The sequence below is a fragment of the Novosphingobium anseongense genome (assembly GCF_037482895.1).
Lineage (GTDB): Bacteria > Pseudomonadota > Alphaproteobacteria > Sphingomonadales > Sphingomonadaceae > Novosphingobium > Novosphingobium anseongense.
The window spans coordinates 609810-626574 of sequence record NZ_JBBHJZ010000001.1 but is presented as its reverse complement, the minus strand read 5'-3'; the positions used below and the strand labels follow the sequence as shown (position 1 = coordinate 626574).

Here is a 16765-nt window from a genome sequence, read left to right as displayed (position 1 = left end):
GGATCAGCAGACGCTTCACTGTTCCGCCTCCTTCAGCTTTTCGAGAATCAGCGGCATCTGGTCGGCGCGGATCTCGCCGATGTGCTGATAGCGGATCACGCCCTTGCCATCGATCACGAAGGTTTCGGGCACGCCCGAGGACCCCATCGCCATCTGCACCTTGCTGACGTCGTCGGCGCCGATGCGGGTGAAGGGATTGCCGTTGCGGGCGAGGAACGCGGTCACGTCCTCGCGGTGGTCGCGGATGGCGATGCCGTTGATCTCGATACCCATCTTCGCAAGCTGGTCGAGCTGCGGCGCCTCGACCGCACAGGGAATGCACCACGAGGCGAAGACGTTGAGCAGCCGCGGCTTGCCGCCCGCGATGAAGTCCGTCTGCGCTAGCCCCGGCTTGTCGGCGGTTGCGGCGGGCAGGTCGAACGCGGGCAGCGGCTTGCCGACCATGGCGCTCGCCACCTCGCGATCGGCCGGGCGAAACAGCCCGAACAGCACGAGGCAGACGAAGCCGAGGAACACCCCAAGCGGCAGCCAGATCGCCCAGCGGCGCGGTTTCGGAGATGCGGTGGTATCGGTCATCGCCCCTGCCTCTCGCGGCGATAAGCGATCTTGCCACGCGCCACGTAGCGCTTGAGGTCGCTGGCGACACGGCCGAGCAGCGCGAGCAGGCCGCCCAGGCCGATCATCAGCCCGCCGAACCAGATCATCGTGACGAAGGGCTTCCACCAGAGGCGCAGTTGCCAGCGGCCATCGTCCGCCTCTTCGCCGAGCACGGCATAGAGCTGTCCGTTCCAGCGCGTCAGAAGCGCGGATTCGCTGGTCGGCTGCGGCGGCGACCAGAAGAAGCGCGCTTGCGGATGGACCGCGGTCGCCTTGCCGCCGTCATAGGAAGCGTCGAGATCCGCCTCGAGCGCCGTCCAGTTCGGGCCTGCGACGGGACGGACGCGCTTGAGCGTGATCTGCCACGGTCCGACGGCGGTGGTGTCGCCGACGCGCGCGGCGACGAGTTTCTCGACCGAGAAGGCGCTCTCGCTGGCCATGCCGAACAGCGCGACCGCGACGCCCAGGTGTGCGACGACCATGCCCCAGGTCGCCAGCGGCGTGCGGCGCAGGCTGCGGCCGCGCAGGGGCAGCAGGCTCGCGACGGCCAGCCCGCCCGCAAGCGTCAGGCCGATGAAGGGCAGCACGCCGATCCCGCCCCAGGCCGCGACGCCGATCGCCGCCAGGACGACCAGCAGCGCAGGAATGACGAGAATGGCGCGCACGCGTGCGAAGCCATCGCGCCGCCAGCGCAGCAGCGGACCAACCGCCATGACCAGCAGCATCGGCACGACGAACAGCGCACTCATCGGGTTGAAGTATGGCGGCCCGACCGAGACCTTGGCGCCCATCGCCTCGGCCACGAGCGGATAGAGCGTGCCGAACAGGACGATGCCAAGCACGGCCGAGAGCATGACGTTGTTGAACACCAACGCGCCCTCGCGGCTGACCGGGGCGAAGCGTTCGCCCTCGCTCACGGAGCCGGCGCGCACGGCGAACAGGGTCAGCGCGCCGCCGATGTAGATCGCCAGCAGGATCAGGATGAAGGAGCCGCGCTCGGGATCGACCGCGAAAGCGTGGACCGAGGTCAGGATACCCGAGCGCACGAGGAAGGTGCCGACCATCGACATCGAGAAGGCGACCACGCCCAGCATGATCGTCCAGGCCCGCAGCGCGTTGCGCGCGGCGAGGACCGATACCGAATGCAGCAGCGCCGTCGCCGCGAGCCAGGGCATCAGCGAGGCGTTCTCGACCGGATCCCAGAACCACCAGCCGCCCCAGCCGAGCTCGTAATAGGCCCAGTAGGAGCCGGCGGTGATGCCGAGCGTGAGGAAGATCCAGGCGCCGAGCACCCAGGGCCGCATGGCGCGGGCGAAGGCCGGGCCGACCTCGCGCGTGATCAGCGCGCCGATCGCGAAGCTGAAGGCGATCGAGAGCCCGACATAGCCGACGTAGAGCGTCGGCGGGTGGAAGGCGAGGCCCATGTCCTGGAGCAGCGGGTTGAGCCCCTGCCCCTCGGTCGGCACCTGCGGCATCCGCTCGAACGGGTTCGAGGACAGCAGCAGGAAGGCATAGAAGCCCAGGCTGACGAAGGCCTGGCCGGCCAGGGTCGCGAGCATAGTCGGCTCGGGTAGACGCCGCTCGACCAGCGCAACGAAGCTGCCGGCCAGGCCCATGACGGTCACCCAGAGCAGCATCGAGCCCTCGTGGTTGCCCCAGGTGCCGGCGAACTTGTAGATCAGCGGCTTGGCCGAATGCGAGTTCATCGCCACGAGCTTCACCGACAGGTCGGTCTGGCAGAACAGCACGATCAGCGCGACGAAGGCGATCAGCGCCAGCAGGCCCTGGACGATCGCGACGGGGCGCACGATCGCGCCCAGCGCCGCGCCGCCGCGGGTCAGGCCGAGCGCGCCGGCGAGGAGTTGCAGGCCCGCGAGGGCGGCCGCGAGCCAGAGCGCGGCAAGGCCGAATTCGGCGATCATTGCGTTTCGGCCACCACCTGTTTGGCTTGCGCCTCGGTCATTTCCTTCATCTCGCGCGGAACGTACTTCTCGTCATGCTTGGCGAGGAGGTTGTCGGCGATGAAGGTGCCGTTGGCGGCGAGCTTGCCCTCGGCGACGACGCCCGAGCCCTCGACGAACAACGAGGGCACGATGCCCTTGAACCGCACCGGCACGCGCGCCTTGCCGTCGTGGACGACGAAAGCGATCGTCACGCCGTCGGGCTCGGTCTTGAGCGAGCCCTTCTCGACCATGCCGCCCAGGCGCACACCGCGGTCGGGATCGGGCCGGGCCGCGACGATGTCGCTCGGCACGTAGAAATAGCTGGCCTGCGAACGCAGACCCCAGATCGCCAGCAAGGCCGCGCCGATCAGCGCGACGAGCGCGATGACGACGAGCACCAGCCGCTGGTGCTTGGCTTTGATGCCGGCAGTTTGCGTAGTCATCGCTCACGGCTCCGCTCGCGCCGGCGCTCGGCCGCGCGCATCGAGATCAGGCTCCAGGCGATCATCGCCACGGTGCCGCCGACGCCGATCGCATAGGCGGCCCATATGAAGGTCCAGGGATCCATCGCTTCGCGCATCAGGCCAGCCCTCCCGCCTTGCGGCGCAAGCGCGCCTCGGCCTGGATGTCGGCAAGGATCGCGCGCATCCGCGCGAGCACGACGCCGCCGAAGATCAGCGAGAAGCCCAAGGTCGCGATCAACAATGGAACGAGGAAGTCGAGCGCCATGGCCGACTTGCCCACGGAGATCGAAGGCGGCTGGTGCAGGCTGTTCCACCACAGCACCGAATAGTGGATGATCGGGATGTTCACCGCGCCGACGAGGCCGAACACGGCGGGCACGCGCGAATTGCCCTGCCCCTCGCCGCTCGCCGCCTGGGCGAGCGCGGCATAGCCGAAGTAGAGGAACAGCAGGACGAGCATCGAGGTGAGGCGCCCGTCCCATACCCACCAGGTGCCCCAGGCCGGTCGGCCCCAGAGCGAGCCGGTGACGAGGCACAGCGCGGTGAAGACGGCGCCGGGCACCGCGATCGCGCGCGCGCCGATGCCGGCGAGCGGGTGGCGCCACACGAGTTCGACGAGGCTGGCGACGGCGATCGCGGTCCAACCGCCCATGCCCAGCCAGGCCGACGGCACGTGGACGTAGAGGATGCGCACGGTCTCGCCCTGCAGGCCTTCGGCCGGAGCGAAGAACAGGCCCCAGGCCAGCGAGCCGGCCGCCAGAACGACGCCCGAGATCAGCAGCAAAGGCATGAGCCAGCGCGCAATACGCAGGAAACGGGCGGGATTGGCGAAGCCGTGCATGATCGCGGCGCTTTTGGCAGCGCAGGCCGCCTCGGGCAAGGGGCAAGGCGCGCTTACACCCCGCCGAAATGCCCGAGCAGAAAGGAGAGAAATGGGGCGATCGAAGGGGTTCGAACCCTCGACCTCCGGTACCACAAACCGGCGCTCTAACCAACTGAGCTACGATCGCCACAAAATCGCGCACAAGGCGCTGTCACCACTAGGCTCGACCGAGCCATCGGGTGGGAGCGCGCATTTGCACAAGCGCTTCGAATTGGGAAGCGAAAATTGCGCCGCGCGGGCTCCGCCCCGATTTTCTTCTGCCGCGCGTCCGCTTATGACCGCTCTCTATGACCGGACCGGGCGAATCATCGGCAGAGCACCTGCTCTCGTTTCCCAACATGCAGCGCGTGCCCTCGCCGCGGCTCGAGCTCTACCAGTACCGCAATTTCCTCGATGCCGCCTCGTGCGATGCGCTGGTCGAGCGGATCGAGGCGCAACACCGCCCCTCGACCATAGCCGACGACAACGGCGACGACCTGTTCCGCACGAGTTCGACTTGCGACCTCGACGCATCGGACCCGATCGTCGCGGGGCTGGACCGGCTGCTCGGCCACATATCGGGGATTCATCCGGCCCATGGCGAGCCGCTGCAAGGCCAGCGCTACGACGTCGGGCAGGAATTCAAGCCGCACACCGACTATTTCGAGCCCAACGGCACCGACTACCAGATCCATTGCGCCGTCCCAGGCCAGCGCACCTGGACCTTCATGATCTACCTCAACGACGTCGAGGCTGGCGGCGCGACGCGGTTCAAGTGGCTCGACAAGACCGTTCAGCCCGAACGCGGCAAGCTGCTGATCTGGAACAACCGCCGCCCCGACGGCATGGTCAATCCCGCAAGTCTCCACCATGGCATGAAGGTTCGTGCGGGGCGCAAATACGTGATCACGCGCTGGTATCGCGAGCGCCCCTGGGGCTGAGCGCGCAGCGCTCCGACAGGCAAACGCTAAAGGCCGGACGGAATGTCGCGGCGATCGGAAAGCGCCACCCCGTCCGGCCTCTGCACAACGCGCTGTCGCTACGCTGCGTGCCCCAGCCCTGCGATGCTGCACCGCCGGGCCTTGCCGATGGTTTGACCGATCTCGGCGACCACATCTGTGATTCACGACACAGCCGCCGCGTGAGTTTTCGCACATCGCCGGCATCGCATGCGAAACGCCCAACGCAAAAGGGCGGCCCCGCGGGACCGCCCTCTTCGTGATATCCGGCGATGAGCCCGAATCAGTCCTTCTTGAGCGTGAGCCCACCGAAGCGCTTGTTGAACTGGGCAACACGGCCGCCGTCCTGAAGCTGCGCCTTGCCGCCGGTCCAGGCCGGGTGCGAGGTCGGATCGATTTCCAGCGCCAGCGTGTCGCCTTCCTTGCCCCAGGTCGAGCGCGTCTCGAACACGGTGCCGTCGGTCATCTGGACCTTGATCATGTGATAGTCGGGGTGGATTCCGCTCTTCATCGCATTCGCTTTCGTTGCGACCGGTTCCGACCGGCCTGAATGGAAGCGGCGCGCATAGCGACGCTTCGCCTGTTTGTCCAGCCTGACAGCCGAGTTGCGGGAACGGACGTTCCCGCGACGCTCGTCAGGAAGGCGGGTCGGCCACCATCGCGGTGAACTGCACTTCGCAGGTGACCTTGCCGTCGACCGAAGCCTTGCCCCAGAACTTGCACACACGCGCGCGCTTCTGGACGAAGCCCACGTTGAGTTCGAGCAGGCAGCCCGGCTCGACGGGGTTGCGGAACTTCGCTTCTTCGATCGCCATGAAATAGACGAGCTTGCCCGAACCCGCGAGTTCGAGCGTCTCGATCGCCAGGATCGCCGCAGCCTGGGCCAGCGCCTCGATCTGGAGGACGCCGGGCATGATCGGGCGGCCGGGGAAATGACCCTGGAAGAACTGCTCGTTGAAAGTGACCGCCTTGATCGCGCGAATCTCTTCGCCGATCTCGAGCGAGAGGACCTTGTCGACGAGCAGCAGCGGATAGCGATGCGGCAGCGCGTTCAGGATCTTCACGATATCGTAGGCAGGCGCCTCGGCAGCCTTCTTTTCTTCAGCCATTCCCCGGTCCCCGACCTCAGCGACCCGAGGGCTGCGTCGTGGTGGTCGGCTTGGCCGGCTGCGCCGGCGCAGCGCCCTGCTGGCCCTGAGCAGCCTGCTGCTGCGCGCGCTGCTCGCGGACTTCGCGCGGCTCCCAGCCCGCGGGCGGGACGAGCGTGGCCGAAGGGATCAGCGTGTTTAGCTCGTTCACGATATCCTGGCTCAGGTTGTAACCGTTGTTGTTGAACGCGGTCACGGCCTGGGGCGAGAGCAGCAGCGAGATCTTCTTCTTCGCCATGGCGGCCTTCACCGCGGCGTCGAGCTTGTCGGCGATCTGCTCCTGAACGTAGGCTTCGGACAGGCCGACCGGCTGCAGGATCGTGCGCAGTTCCTGCTCGCCCGACTGCTGGATCTGCTGGATCTGCTGAGCCTGGGTCTGCAGCGCCGCCTGATTGGGGCTCGGCAGGGCACGGTCCTTGTTGAACTTGTCGACCAGCGGAGTCACCTGCGCGACGATCGCCTTGCGGCGCGCCTCGGCCTGGTCGAGCTGGGGCTTGTAGGTGGTCGGACGCTGCGTCTGCGCGGTGCGATAGGCGTTCGAGTTGGCGACGACGCCGTCGAGATCGGCAACCGCCAGACCCGGAACGAGCGGACCGGCGGCGGCCTGGGCCTGGGCGAGAGCGGGCGAAGCGACGGCGAGCATCAGACCGGCCGCGGCAACGGACTTGAGAAGGGTCTTCATCAGAATTGGGTTCCCACGTTGAAAGTGAAAGTCTTTGGATCGTCGCCTTCCTGCTTCAGGATGACCTTCGAGAAGTCGATGCGGAAGGGGCCGAAGGGTGAATTCCAGTTGACGCCGATGCCGATGGCAAGACGCGGCTTCCAGGTGTTGCCCAGGAAGAACTCCTTGTAGGCAGGGATCGTGCTGCCCGCGGCGGTAACGCCGTCGCCCGAGGCGACGCAGGACGGATTGCTGGCCGGCGCGCCGTTGGCGCTCGAAACGAGCGTGGCCGAACCGTTGCAGATCACCGTATACTGCGGAATGCCGTTGGCGTCGCGGCTCGGGATGAACTGGTCGGTCTTGAAATCGTCGGTCAGCGGACGACGCACGCCCCAAACCGCGCCGACGTCGGCGAAGATCGAGGGCCTCAGGCCGAGTTCGCGCGCACCCGAACCCAGCGGGATCTCGAGTTCGGCACGCGCCTGATAGTAGTACTTGCCGCCCAGCGCGTCATCGACCCAGTCATTGCGGTCGGCCGAGAACTCGCCGTCCTCGTTGATGCCGTTGGCATTGGTGTCGGTGTAGAACTTGCGGATGACGCGCGGACCGATGCCGCGGATGTCGAAGCCCCGCATCTGCGGCTCGCCGAGGTAGAAGCGGTCGGTCAGACGGACGTCGTCGATACCCAGCGCAGCGTTGCCGCTGTTGTCGAGCGACTTGATGATGCCGCCCTCGCCCGAGATCGAGAAGATGAAGCCCTTGCCCACCGGCCAGTAGTGCGCGGCATTGGCGCGCATGCGCGCGTAGCGAACCGAGCCACCGAGGCCTGCGAAGTCCACGCTCGTCGATGCGAGCAAGCCGCGCGACGGGCGCACGCGGTTGTCGAGCTTGTCATAGATCACCGACAGGCCGACGATAGAACTCGTGCGTTTGCCGATGGCCTCGCAGAGATATCGGCCCGCGAGGAGCGGGTCGCAGCGGAAATTCCCCGCGCTAAGGCGATCGGTGTAGAACTGATTGCGATCGAGCGAAATGTCGTCGTAGTTCAGCGTGTAGCTCGCCACGGCGGTCAGGTATTCGGTCAGCGGCACGCCCGCGCGCAGCTGCATACCCGTGGTCGCCTGCTCGTAGGTCGTGCGGCGATCCGAATTGGCGAAGTTGAAGCTGTTGTAGTCGCGGCGGTAGATCGAGACCGAGGCCGAGACGTTCTTGTCGAACACGTAGGGCTCGGTGAAGCTCGTCTCGATCGACTTCGAATAGCGCGAATAGGAGCCCGACAGACCGATCGTCTGGCCGCGGCCGCGGAAATTGCGCTGCTGGACCGAAGCCTGGAAGATGAAGCTCTCGATTGACGAGAAGCCGGCCGAAAGCTGGAGCTCGCCGGTCGGCTTTTCCTCGACGTTGGCTTCGAGCACGATACGGTCTGGCGCCGAACCCGGCTTCTGCTCGACCTCGAACTTCTCCTGGAAGTAGCCGAGCGACTTGATGCGCGCGCTCGAACGCTTGACCTGGAGCGAATTGAACGCATCGCCCTCGGCGATACGGAACTCGCGACGCACGACCTTGTCCTGGGTCAGCGTGTTGCCGTTGACGTCGATCCGCTCGACATAGACGCGCGGCGCTTCCTGGATCTGGAAGGTGACGCCCATCGTCAGGTCTTCCTTGGAGCGCGCATAGTCCGGCCGCACGTCCGCGAAAGCATAGCCGAAGGCGCCGGCGGTCTCGTTGAGCTTCTCGATGGTGTCTTCCACCAACTTGGCGTTGTACCAATCGCCCGCCTTCATCGGCAGCTGCTTGGCGAGCTGCTCGCCGTCGAAGTCGCGCAGCTGGCTGTCGACCTTGACGTCGCCGAACTTGTAGCGCTCGCCTTCCTCCACCACGTAAGTGATGATGAAGTCCTTCTTGTCAGGCGTCAGCTCGGCCACGCCCGAAACCACACGGAAGTCGGCATAGCCCTGGGTCAGGTAGAACTGGCGCAGCTTCTGCTGGTCGAAGGCCATGCGATCGGGATCGTAACTGGTGCCCGAAGAGAACAGGCGGGTGAAGCGCGCCTGCTTGGTGACCATCTCGCCGCGCAGATCGCCGTCGGAGAACTTCTCGTTGCCGATGATGTTGATCTGGCGGACCTTGGACTTGGGCCCCTCGGTGATCTCGAAGACGATGTCGACGCGGTTCTGCTCGAGGCTGACCATCTTCGGCTCGACCGTGGCGGCGAAGCGGCCCTGGCGCTTGTAGAGCTCGATGATGCGCGCCACGTCGGCACGGACCTTGGAACGCGTGAAGATCTGGCGCGGCGAGACCTTGATCTCGGGCAGGATCTTCTCGTCCTTGATGCGCTTGTTGCCCTCCAGGATGATCCGGTTGACGACCGGGTTTTCCTTCACCTGGATGACGACGTTGCCGTTGTCGTTGCGCACCTGCGCGTCGGAGAAGAGCTCGGTGGCGAAGAGGTCCTTGAGCGCCTGGTCGGCCGCGGTCTGCGTATAGGGCTGGCCAACGCGCAGCTTGACGTAGGACAGGATCGTGTCGGGCTCGAGCCGCTGCGAGCCGACCACGGTCAGCGTCGTGATCGGCATCGCGGCCTCGCCCGGCGCGGGCGGTACGACGACAGGTGCGGGCGCCGCAGGACGCGCCGGCGCTGCGGCGCGAGCCGGAGCGCGTGGCGCCGTGTTCGCAGCCTGGGCGTAGACAGGCTGCCCCGCCAGGATCGTGGTCCCCAGAAGCGCCGCCGCCAAACCGGACGCGCGGCGATAATCAAGGCTGCGAACCATCGTCATTCCCATCATCGACACGCTAAATCCCGTCACAGTTCGGCAATAGTCCGAAACATTGCGGCAAAAGGCAGTCCTCCCACCCGACCGCGCTACCGCTCCCGCAGGCAGTCGCAGCCCTCTGCCCGATGGCGCCCGGCCAATCAAGCAGTCAGTCGGTATCGAGGGCTGTCAGTTGCAAGTTCTCCACCGGCCAGACCGGCTCAGCCACCGAAAAGCGGCAGTCCGGCCAGATCGTTGATCGTAACGAACAGCATCAGGGCCAGGACCAAAGCCATGCCCGTGCGGAACGCCCATTCCTGACTGCGGAGACCCAACGGCTTCCGGCGCACCGCTTCCGCTGCGTAGAAAGCCAGGTGCCCGCCGTCGAGGGCAGGAATTGGCAGCAAGTTGATGAATGCCAAATTAATTGAGATCAGCGCGACGAAACTGACGAATTTCTGCCAGCCCAGGCTCAATTGCTCGCCCGAATACTTGGCGATCTTGATCGGCCCGCCGAGTTCCTTGACCGAACGATCGCCGGCGAAGATCTGGCCGATGCCGGTCACCGTCATGCGGATGATACCCGCGGTCTGATCGACCGCCAGCGACACGGCCTCCCCCGGTCCGACCGGCACGATCCGGCCCTTGCCGGCGGCGATGCCGATCCGGCCGATGCGCGCCTCGTTGCCGAACTTGTCGCGCTCGATCCGCTCCTGCACGGGCACGGGCAGCGTCATTTGGCGGCCCTCGCGCGCGACCACCAGGGTGACAGTCTTGCCCGGATAGGGCACGACGTATTCGGGAATTTCGGTGAAGCTCTCGATCGTGTGACCGTCGATCGCGACGATGCGGTCGCCCAGCCGCAGGCCCGCTGCCTGCGCGGTCGAATTGGGGGCGAAAAGACCGATTTCGGGCGTCGCCACGACCTTGCCATAGGCCAGGTTGAACGCGGCGAAGATCGCGATCGCGAAGACCAGGTTGGTCACCGGCCCGGCCGCGACGATCAGCGCGCGCTGCCAGAGCGGCTTCGATTGGAACAGTTGTGCGCGCTCGGCCGGAGTCAATCCGTCGGCGGCATTGGCATCGGGCATCGAGGCCGCATTCATGTCACCGGCGAACTGGACGTAACCGCCCAGCGGCAGCACCGAGAGCTTCCAGCGCGTACCACGCCGGTCGGTCCAGCCCGCGATCTCCTTGCCGAAGCCGATCGAGAAGGCCTCGGCCTTCACACCGAAGAAGCGGCCGACCAGATAGTGGCCGAGCTCGTGGATCAGCACGAGCGGCCCCAGCACCAGGACGAAGGCGAGCAGGGTCAGCAGCAGCGAGGGGGAATGGCTCAAGTCAGGCAGGCTCCATCGGCGCCGAGTTAATCAGGTCTCTGGCACGGTCGCGCGCCTCGGCGTCCACCGCGATAACGTCGGCGAGACAGGCAGGCGCAGGCGGGGCATAGCACGAAAGCACGTCCTCGACATGTGCGGCGATGCGCGTGAACCCAATCTGACCGGCGAGAAAGGCAGCGACGGCGATCTCGTTGGCGGCGTTGAGCACGGCCGGGATCGCCCCGCCCGCCTCGGCGGCCTGCCGCGCGAGCCGAGTGGCGGGAAAGCGCGTTTCGTCCGGCGCACGGAAGCTCAGCTCACCGATCGCGGCGAGATCGAGCGGTGCCAGCGGCGTCTCGATCCGCTGCGGCCAGGCCAGCACCGAGGCGATCGGCACGCGCATGTCCGAGGGGCCGAGCTGCGCCAGGGTCGAGCCGTCGCGGTATTCGACCATCGAGTGCACCACCGACTGCGGGTGGACGATGATGCGCAGCTTATCGAGCCCCACCGGAAACAGGTGATGCGCCTCGATCAGTTCGAGGCCCTTGTTGAACATGGTCGCGCTGTCGACGCTGATCTTGGCACCCATGTCCCAGTTCGGGTGCCTGACCGCCTGGGCGGGCGTAGCGCCGACGAGTTGCTCAAGCGACCAGTCGCGGAACGGGCCGCCGCTCGCGGTCAGGGTGATCGAACGGACATGCGCAGGATCGTTGCCCGCCAGACACTGGAAGATCGCGTTGTGCTCGGAATCGACGGGCAGCAGGGTGGCGCCATGGCGCGCCACGGCCGAGGTCATGACGTCACCGGCCGAGACCAGCGCTTCCTTGTTGGCGAGGCCGATCGTACCGCCCTGCTCGATCGCCGCCATGGTCGGGGCGAGGCCCGCGCAGCCGACGATCGCGGCGATCGTGATGTCGACCTGTCGCGATGCCGCCTCGACCAGCGCGGCGGGGCCGCCCGCGGCTTCGATGCCGCTACCGGCGAGTGCCTCGCGCAGGTCGTGCAGGCAGGCGGCGTCGGCGGTGACCGCGATCTCGGCACCGAACTCGCGCGCGAGCTTGGCCAATTCGGTGACGTTGCCGTTGGCGGTCAGCGCAACGACCTTCCAGTCGAGCGGCGCGCGGCGGATCAGATCGAGCGTGGAAGCGCCGATCGAGCCGGTCGCACCGAGGATCGAGATCTTGCGCATTTTCACATCATACCCAAGGCGTGAAGGATTCCCGCCAGGAAAAGCACGGCCAGCAGGCCGTCGACGCGATCGAACAGGCCCCCATGGCCCGGGATCAGCGCGCTCGAATCCTTGACCCCGGCGCGGCGCTTCATCCAGCTCTCGAAGAAGTCGCCGGCCTGGGCAATCACGGCGATGACCGGCCCGGCGGTGATCGCGGCGCTCGGCGTACCGGTCGTCTGATGGAAGTAGGCCGCAAGCAGCAAGGTCGCGCCGACGATGCCACCGCCGAGCCCCGCCCATGTCTTCGACGGGCTGATCTTGGGGGCGATCTTCGGGCCGCCAATCGAACGGCCGGCGAAATAGGCGCCGACGTCGACCGCGATCACCGCCGCAACGATCGCCAAGGTCCCGACCAGCCCATCGGGCTCGAGCCCGCGGACATATTCGAGCATCCGCGCGGCAACCGTAATGTAGACGATGCCGACGAGTATCCAGATCACCCGCGGCGCGACCTTGTCGGTCATCCGCAAGGTCAGCCGCGACCATTCCCACATGACGCCCGCGGCGATCGCCAGGACGAAGACCGACCAGACAGTGCCGCCCAGCCACAGCGCCACGCCCGCAACCGCGAGCATGACCACGGCCGAAGCCGCGCGCACGCCGAGATCGGACGCGCCCTTGGCCTTGCGGTCAGCGCCCTCCATAACGACGCTCCCGATCGGCAAAGGCGGCCAGCGCCTCTTCGAGATGCGCGGGGGTGAAATCGGGCCAGAGCACCTCGGTGAACCACATCTCCGCGTAGGCCGCCTGCCACAGCAGGAAGTTCGACAGCCGAATCTCGCCGGACGTGCGGATAAGCAGGTCGAGCGGTGGCAAGTCGGCGGTGTCGAGCTCGGCCGCGATCGTCTCGGGCGTGATCTCGCCCTTGGCCGCTGCGGCGCGCGCGGCGCGGGCGATCTCGTCCTGCGCGCCATAGTTGAGCGCGACCGCCAGGGTCGAGCCGGTATTGCTCGCGGTACGCGCGACCGCGCCCTCGATCAGCTCTACAATATCGACCGGTAAAGCCTTGTAATCGCCGATAATCTTGAGCCGCACATTATCCGCGGCGAATTCTTCGAGATCGCTCAGGATGAAGCGCTTGAGCAGCCCCATCAGCGCCGAGATCTCGTCCTCGGGCCGCCGCCAGTTCTCGGTCGAGAAGGCATAGAGAGTCAGCGCTTCGAGCCCCATCGCGCGCGCGGCCCGAACGAGCTTGCGCACGGCCTCGACACCACGCTGATGGCCGACGACGCGCGGCAGATGGCGTTTCTTCGCCCAGCGCCCGTTGCCGTCCATGATGATCGCGACATGCTTCGCGGTGGTCACGGCCCCTCCCTTCGGCTCTTGTTGAGCTTGACGAAGGATCACTGGGTGAGGATTTCTTTTTCCTTCTGCGCCGCGACCTCGTCGAGCGCCTTGATCTGGTCGTCGGTCAGCTTCTGGACCTCGGCCTCGCCGCGCTTGCGCTCGTCCTCGGCGATTTCCTTCTTGCTCTCGTCGGCCTTGAGCGCATCCATGCCGTCGCGGCGGACGTTGCGGATCGCAACACGAGCCTTTTCAGCATATTGATGCGAGAGCTTGGCAAGTTCCTTGCGACGGTCCTCGGTCAGATCGGGGATCGGCAGGCGGATGTTGTTGCCATCGTTGATCGGATTCAGCCCGAGGCCGGCCGAACGGATCGCCTTTTCGACGGGGCCGATGTTGGTCTTGTCCCAGACCTGCACCGACAGCAGCCGCGGCTCGGGCGCGGAAACCGTCGCCACCTGGTTCAGCGGCATCTGCGAACCATAGACCGTGACCGTGATCGGATCGAGCAGCGCGGTGTTCGCACGCCCGGTACGCAGGCCCGAAAGGTCATGCCGCAGCGCTTCGACGGCGCCCTTCATGCGGCGCTCGAGATCCGCTTTGTCGTACTTGGCCATGTTCAGGCTCCCTTCTGCACGATCGTCTGTACGCCCTCGCCAACGAGAACGCGGGCAAGATTGCCCTTCTCGCGGATCGAGAACACGACGATCGGAATGTTGTTGTCGCGGCACAGCGCCACGGCCGAGGCGTCCATGACCTTGAGATTGTTTGCCAAGACCGTGTCGTAATCGACTGCATCGTAACGCTTCGCGTTTGGATCGGTCTTGGGATCGGCATCGTAGACGCCATCGACGCTGGTGCCCTTGAGCAAGGCGTCGCAGCGCATCTCGGCCGCGCGCAGCGCAGCGCCGCTGTCGGTGGTGAAGTAAGGCGCGCCGACGCCGGCGGCGAAGATCACCACGCGGCCCTTCTCCAGATGGCGCTCGGCGCGGCGGCGGATCACCGGCTCGCAGACCGCGTCCATCTGTACGGCCGACTGCACACGCGTCTGTACGCCGATCTGCTCGAGCGCATTCTGCATGGCGAGCGCGTTCATTACCGTCGCCAGCATGCCCATGTAGTCGGCCTGGGCGCGGTCCATGCCCTTGGCCGCGCCGGCCATGCCGCGGAAGATGTTGCCGCCGCCGATGACCAGGCAGACCTCGAGGCCGCTATCCTTGGCCTGCTTTACTTCCAGCGCGAGCTCGGCGACGAACTCCGGGTCGATGCCGTACTGCTGGTTACCCATCAGGACTTCGCCGGAGAGCTTTAGCAGGATGCGTTTGTAGCTGGGCGAGCTCATGGGTGCAAAAGCGTCCGTTTGGCGGGAAGGCGGCCCTTATAACCCTAAGCGGGGGGCTGCCAAGTGCGCGCTGGGCGTAAAAAATCCTCCCCGGCGCAGAGCGAGGGAGGCGACGGACCCCGCAAGGCCCGATGGCCCCTCCCCGCTCCGCCGAAGCGGAACGGAGAGGGTGCGCGATCAGTTCAGACCGGCAGCCGCGGCGACTTCGGCCGCGAAGTCGCTGACTTCCTTCTCGATGCCTTCGCCGAGCTGGAAGCGGACGTAGTCCTTGAGCACGATCTTGGTGCCGGCGGCCTTGCCGGCCTGCTCGACGACCTGAGCGATCGGGGTCTTGTTGTCGATGACGAACAGCTGCGAGAGCAGCGCGTTGTCCTTGGCATACTTCGCCACGGCGCCGTCGACCATCTTGGCCTGGACCTCGGCGGGCTTGCCGCTCTCGGCTGCCTTCTCGGCCGCGATCTTGCGCTCGCGGGCCAGGGTGTCGGCGTCGAGATCTTCAGCGTTCAGCGCCAGCGGGAAGGCCGCGGCGATGTGCATGGCGATCTGCTTGCCCAGCGGCTCGAGCACGTCGGCACCGGCTTCCGATTCGAGCGCGACGAGCACGCCGATCTTGCCGAGGTTCGGCGCGGCCGCATTGTGCATGTAAGGCACGACGATGCCCTGCGACACCGCGACCTGCTTGATGCGGCGAACCTGCTGGTTCTCGCCGATCGTCGCGACGTTGTTGGTCAGCGTGTCCGTGACCGTGCCGCCGCCCGGATAGGCCGAGGCCTTGAGGGCCTCGACGTCCGACGTACCCGTATCGAGCGCGACCTGAGTCGTGTTGCGGACGAAGTCTTGGAACTGGTCGTTCTTGGCGACGAAGTCCGTCTCCGAGTTGACTTCCACGGCCACGCCCTTGGTGCCCGAAACGGCGACGCCGACGAGACCCTCGGCCGCAGTGCGGCTGGACTTCTTGGCAACTGCGGCAAGGCCCTTGGCGCGCAGGCTGTCGACGGCAGCTTCCATGTCGCCGCCGGTCTCGTCGAGAGCCTTCTTGCAGTCCATCATGCCGGCGCCGGTGCGCTCGCGCAGGTTCTTCACGTCAGTGGCGGTATAGGCCATTGCGGATTTCCTCTTGTAGAAAAGCTTGTGATGCGCCCGGGCCCGTGAGCCCGGAGCGCGACAACTTGATGACAGCCACCCCCGTGCGGGGGCGGCGGGCATCGATCAGGCCGCGGGGACCTCAGCCGTTTCCTCGATGGCCTCTTCAGCCAGCGGGTTCTCGAGCGCACCGAAATCGGCACCCGACGAGACGACGGCGTCGCGGCCGCCCTTCTTGGCAGCCTGACTCACCGCGTCGCAGTAGAGGCGGATGGCGCGGCTGGCGTCGTCGTTTGCCGGGATCGGGAAAGCGATGCCGTCGGGCGAGACGTTCGAATCGAGGATCGCGACGACCGGAATACCCAAGACGTTGGCTTCCTTGATCGCCAGCTCTTCCTTGTTGGCGTCGATCACGAACATCACGTCGGGGATGCCGCCCATGTCGCGGATACCGCCGAGCGACAGCTCGAGCTTGTCACGCTCGCGCGTCAGCTGGAGGACTTCCTTCTTGGTCAGACCCGCGGTGTCGCCCGAGAGCTGCTCTTCGAGCGCCTTGAAACGCTTGATCGAGCCCGAGATGGTCTTCCAGTTTGTGAGCATGCCGCCCAGCCAGCGGTGGTTGACGAAGTGCTGGCCGGCCGCGCGGGCGGCATCGGCGATCGGCTGCTGCGCCTGGCGCTTGGTGCCGACGAAGAGCACCTTGCCGCCGGCGGCGACGGTGGCCGAGATGAAGTCGAGCGCGCGCGCGAAGAGCGGCACGGTCTGCGACAGATCGAGGATGTGGACACCGTTGCGCGCGCCGAAGATGTACGGCTTCATCCGCGGATTCCAGCGGTGGGTCTGGTGGCCGAAGTGTGCGCCGGCCTCGATCAATTGCTGCATGGAGACGGTAGGAGCCGCCATAGGATAATTCCCTTCCGGTTTGGACCTCTGGGAAGCTGGAACCGTGCGGATAGCCCGCTGCGGCACCGGTGTGTGGCGCTTCCCATGTGGATTTCCGCTGCGCCGGATGCCCGAAATTGGGCACACCGACCTGCGGAAGCGGCGCCCTTAGTCCGATTTGGCCGACAAATCCAGCCACAATTTCGTCAAAACACCCGCCCTCCCGAAGGTTTTTGC

At 66.2% G+C, this 16765-nt stretch carries 18 protein-coding genes and 1 tRNA gene; 1 reads left to right on the top strand and 18 read right to left on the bottom strand.

The window, feature by feature from the left end:
* Positions 1-15: 15 nt before the first annotated feature.
* The 6 genes from WG901_RS03085 to WG901_RS03060 form a co-directional block, all read right to left on the bottom strand.
* Positions 16-576 carry a DsbE family thiol:disulfide interchange protein gene (locus WG901_RS03085; RefSeq protein WP_339585541.1) on the bottom strand — a complete coding sequence of 187 codons (561 nt, stop codon included), beginning with the start codon at positions 574-576 and terminating at the stop codon, positions 16-18.
* Entirely contained in the window at positions 573-2519 is a 1947-nt protein-coding gene (locus WG901_RS03080) for a heme lyase CcmF/NrfE family subunit (protein WP_339585540.1), read from the bottom strand. The genes WG901_RS03085 and WG901_RS03080 overlap by 4 nt, the downstream gene beginning before the upstream one ends.
* Positions 2516-2983 carry a cytochrome c maturation protein CcmE gene (ccmE, locus tag WG901_RS03075; protein WP_339585539.1) on the bottom strand — a complete coding sequence of 156 codons (468 nt, stop codon included), beginning with the start codon at positions 2981-2983 and terminating at the stop codon, positions 2516-2518. Before ccmE ends, WG901_RS03080 begins: the two co-directional genes overlap by 4 nt.
* Positions 2980-3120, bottom strand: coding sequence for a hypothetical protein (locus WG901_RS03070; RefSeq protein WP_339585538.1), 141 nt, complete (start codon positions 3118-3120; stop codon positions 2980-2982). Before WG901_RS03070 ends, ccmE begins: the two co-directional genes overlap by 4 nt.
* On the bottom strand, positions 3120-3845 hold the full coding sequence (ccmC, locus tag WG901_RS03065; protein ID WP_339586636.1) for a heme ABC transporter permease CcmC: 726 nt from the start codon (positions 3843-3845) through the stop codon (positions 3120-3122). The genes WG901_RS03070 and ccmC overlap by 1 nt, the downstream gene beginning before the upstream one ends.
* Positions 3846-3937: 92 nt before the next feature.
* Positions 3938-4014: transfer RNA gene (locus WG901_RS03060), tRNA-His, on the bottom strand.
* Between the two features lie 160 nt (positions 4015-4174).
* Here WG901_RS03060 and WG901_RS03055 point away from each other — a divergent pair.
* Complete coding sequence (locus WG901_RS03055) at positions 4175-4807, top strand: prolyl hydroxylase family protein (RefSeq protein ID WP_339585537.1); 633 nt, start codon at positions 4175-4177, stop codon at positions 4805-4807.
* A gap of 301 nt (positions 4808-5108) precedes the next feature.
* Here WG901_RS03055 and rpmE read toward each other — a convergent pair whose 3' ends face one another.
* The 12 genes from rpmE to rpsB form a co-directional block, all read right to left on the bottom strand.
* Positions 5109-5336: a 50S ribosomal protein L31 gene (gene rpmE / locus WG901_RS03050; RefSeq protein WP_339585536.1), complete on the bottom strand. Its 228-nt coding sequence runs from the start codon at positions 5334-5336 to the stop codon at positions 5109-5111.
* 124 nt (positions 5337-5460) lie between these two features.
* Positions 5461-5934, bottom strand: coding sequence for a 3-hydroxyacyl-ACP dehydratase FabZ (fabZ, locus tag WG901_RS03045; protein ID WP_339585535.1), 474 nt, complete (start codon positions 5932-5934; stop codon positions 5461-5463).
* 16 nt (positions 5935-5950) lie between these two features.
* Complete coding sequence (locus WG901_RS03040; RefSeq protein ID WP_339585534.1) at positions 5951-6655, bottom strand: OmpH family outer membrane protein; 705 nt, start codon at positions 6653-6655, stop codon at positions 5951-5953.
* Complete coding sequence (gene bamA / locus WG901_RS03035) at positions 6655-9411, bottom strand: outer membrane protein assembly factor BamA (protein ID WP_417602575.1); 2757 nt, start codon at positions 9409-9411, stop codon at positions 6655-6657. Before bamA ends, WG901_RS03040 begins: the two co-directional genes overlap by 1 nt.
* A 197-nt stretch (positions 9412-9608) precedes the next feature.
* Positions 9609-10727 carry an RIP metalloprotease RseP gene (gene rseP, locus WG901_RS03030; RefSeq protein WP_339585532.1) on the bottom strand — a complete coding sequence of 373 codons (1119 nt, stop codon included), beginning with the start codon at positions 10725-10727 and terminating at the stop codon, positions 9609-9611.
* 1 nt (position 10728) lies between these two features.
* A complete protein-coding gene (locus WG901_RS03025; protein ID WP_339585531.1) occupies positions 10729-11895 on the bottom strand; it encodes a 1-deoxy-D-xylulose-5-phosphate reductoisomerase in 1167 nt (388 codons plus the stop codon).
* Between the two features lie 2 nt (positions 11896-11897).
* The gene (locus tag WG901_RS03020; RefSeq protein WP_339585530.1) at positions 11898-12581 is read right to left on the bottom strand and encodes a phosphatidate cytidylyltransferase; all 684 of its coding nucleotides are present in this window, start codon (positions 12579-12581) and stop codon (positions 11898-11900) included.
* Positions 12568-13212, bottom strand: coding sequence for a polyprenyl diphosphate synthase (uppS, locus tag WG901_RS03015; protein ID WP_339586635.1), 645 nt, complete (start codon positions 13210-13212; stop codon positions 12568-12570). Before uppS ends, WG901_RS03020 begins: the two co-directional genes overlap by 14 nt.
* 68 nt (positions 13213-13280) lie before the next feature.
* A complete protein-coding gene (gene frr / locus WG901_RS03010; RefSeq protein ID WP_339585529.1) occupies positions 13281-13838 on the bottom strand; it encodes a ribosome recycling factor in 558 nt (185 codons plus the stop codon).
* Between the two features lie 2 nt (positions 13839-13840).
* Positions 13841-14563, bottom strand: a complete 723-nt coding sequence (gene pyrH / locus WG901_RS03005; RefSeq protein WP_339585528.1) for a UMP kinase — start codon at positions 14561-14563, stop codon at positions 13841-13843.
* 177 nt (positions 14564-14740) lie between these two features.
* A complete protein-coding gene (gene tsf / locus WG901_RS03000) occupies positions 14741-15667 on the bottom strand; it encodes a translation elongation factor Ts (RefSeq protein ID WP_339585527.1) in 927 nt (308 codons plus the stop codon).
* Between the two features lie 105 nt (positions 15668-15772).
* Positions 15773-16549, bottom strand: coding sequence for a 30S ribosomal protein S2 (gene rpsB, locus WG901_RS02995; RefSeq protein ID WP_339585526.1), 777 nt, complete (start codon positions 16547-16549; stop codon positions 15773-15775).
* Between the last annotated feature and the right edge of the window lie 216 nt (positions 16550-16765).

Excerpts from the sequence above, each read along its gene's own strand:
- WG901_RS03085 (WP_339585541.1), bottom strand. The coding sequence starts at position 576 with ATGACCGATACCACCGCATCTCCGAAACCGCGCCGCTGGGCGATCTGG.
- WG901_RS03080 (WP_339585540.1), bottom strand. The coding sequence starts at position 2,519 with ATGATCGCCGAATTCGGCCTTGCCGCGCTCTGGCTCGCGGCCGCCCTC.
- ccmE (WP_339585539.1), bottom strand. The coding sequence starts at position 2,983 with ATGACTACGCAAACTGCCGGCATCAAAGCCAAGCACCAGCGGCTGGTG.
- WG901_RS03070 (WP_339585538.1), bottom strand. The coding sequence starts at position 3,120 with ATGCGCGAAGCGATGGATCCCTGGACCTTCATATGGGCCGCCTATGCG.
- ccmC (WP_339586636.1), bottom strand. The coding sequence starts at position 3,845 with ATGCACGGCTTCGCCAATCCCGCCCGTTTCCTGCGTATTGCGCGCTGG.
- WG901_RS03055 (WP_339585537.1), top strand. The coding sequence starts at position 4,175 with ATGACCGGACCGGGCGAATCATCGGCAGAGCACCTGCTCTCGTTTCCC.
- rpmE (WP_339585536.1), bottom strand. The coding sequence starts at position 5,336 with ATGAAGAGCGGAATCCACCCCGACTATCACATGATCAAGGTCCAGATG.
- fabZ (WP_339585535.1), bottom strand. The coding sequence starts at position 5,934 with ATGGCTGAAGAAAAGAAGGCTGCCGAGGCGCCTGCCTACGATATCGTG.
- WG901_RS03040 (WP_339585534.1), bottom strand. The coding sequence starts at position 6,655 with ATGAAGACCCTTCTCAAGTCCGTTGCCGCGGCCGGTCTGATGCTCGCC.
- bamA (WP_417602575.1), bottom strand. The coding sequence starts at position 9,411 with ATGACGATGGTTCGCAGCCTTGATTATCGCCGCGCGTCCGGTTTGGCG.
- WG901_RS03025 (WP_339585531.1), bottom strand. The coding sequence starts at position 11,895 with ATGCGCAAGATCTCGATCCTCGGTGCGACCGGCTCGATCGGCGCTTCC.
- WG901_RS03020 (WP_339585530.1), bottom strand. The coding sequence starts at position 12,581 with ATGGAGGGCGCTGACCGCAAGGCCAAGGGCGCGTCCGATCTCGGCGTG.
- uppS (WP_339586635.1), bottom strand. The coding sequence starts at position 13,212 with ATGGACGGCAACGGGCGCTGGGCGAAGAAACGCCATCTGCCGCGCGTC.
- frr (WP_339585529.1), bottom strand. The coding sequence starts at position 13,838 with ATGGCCAAGTACGACAAAGCGGATCTCGAGCGCCGCATGAAGGGCGCC.
- pyrH (WP_339585528.1), bottom strand. The coding sequence starts at position 14,563 with ATGAGCTCGCCCAGCTACAAACGCATCCTGCTAAAGCTCTCCGGCGAA.
- tsf (WP_339585527.1), bottom strand. The coding sequence starts at position 15,667 with ATGGCCTATACCGCCACTGACGTGAAGAACCTGCGCGAGCGCACCGGC.
- rpsB (WP_339585526.1), bottom strand. The coding sequence starts at position 16,549 with ATGGCGGCTCCTACCGTCTCCATGCAGCAATTGATCGAGGCCGGCGCA.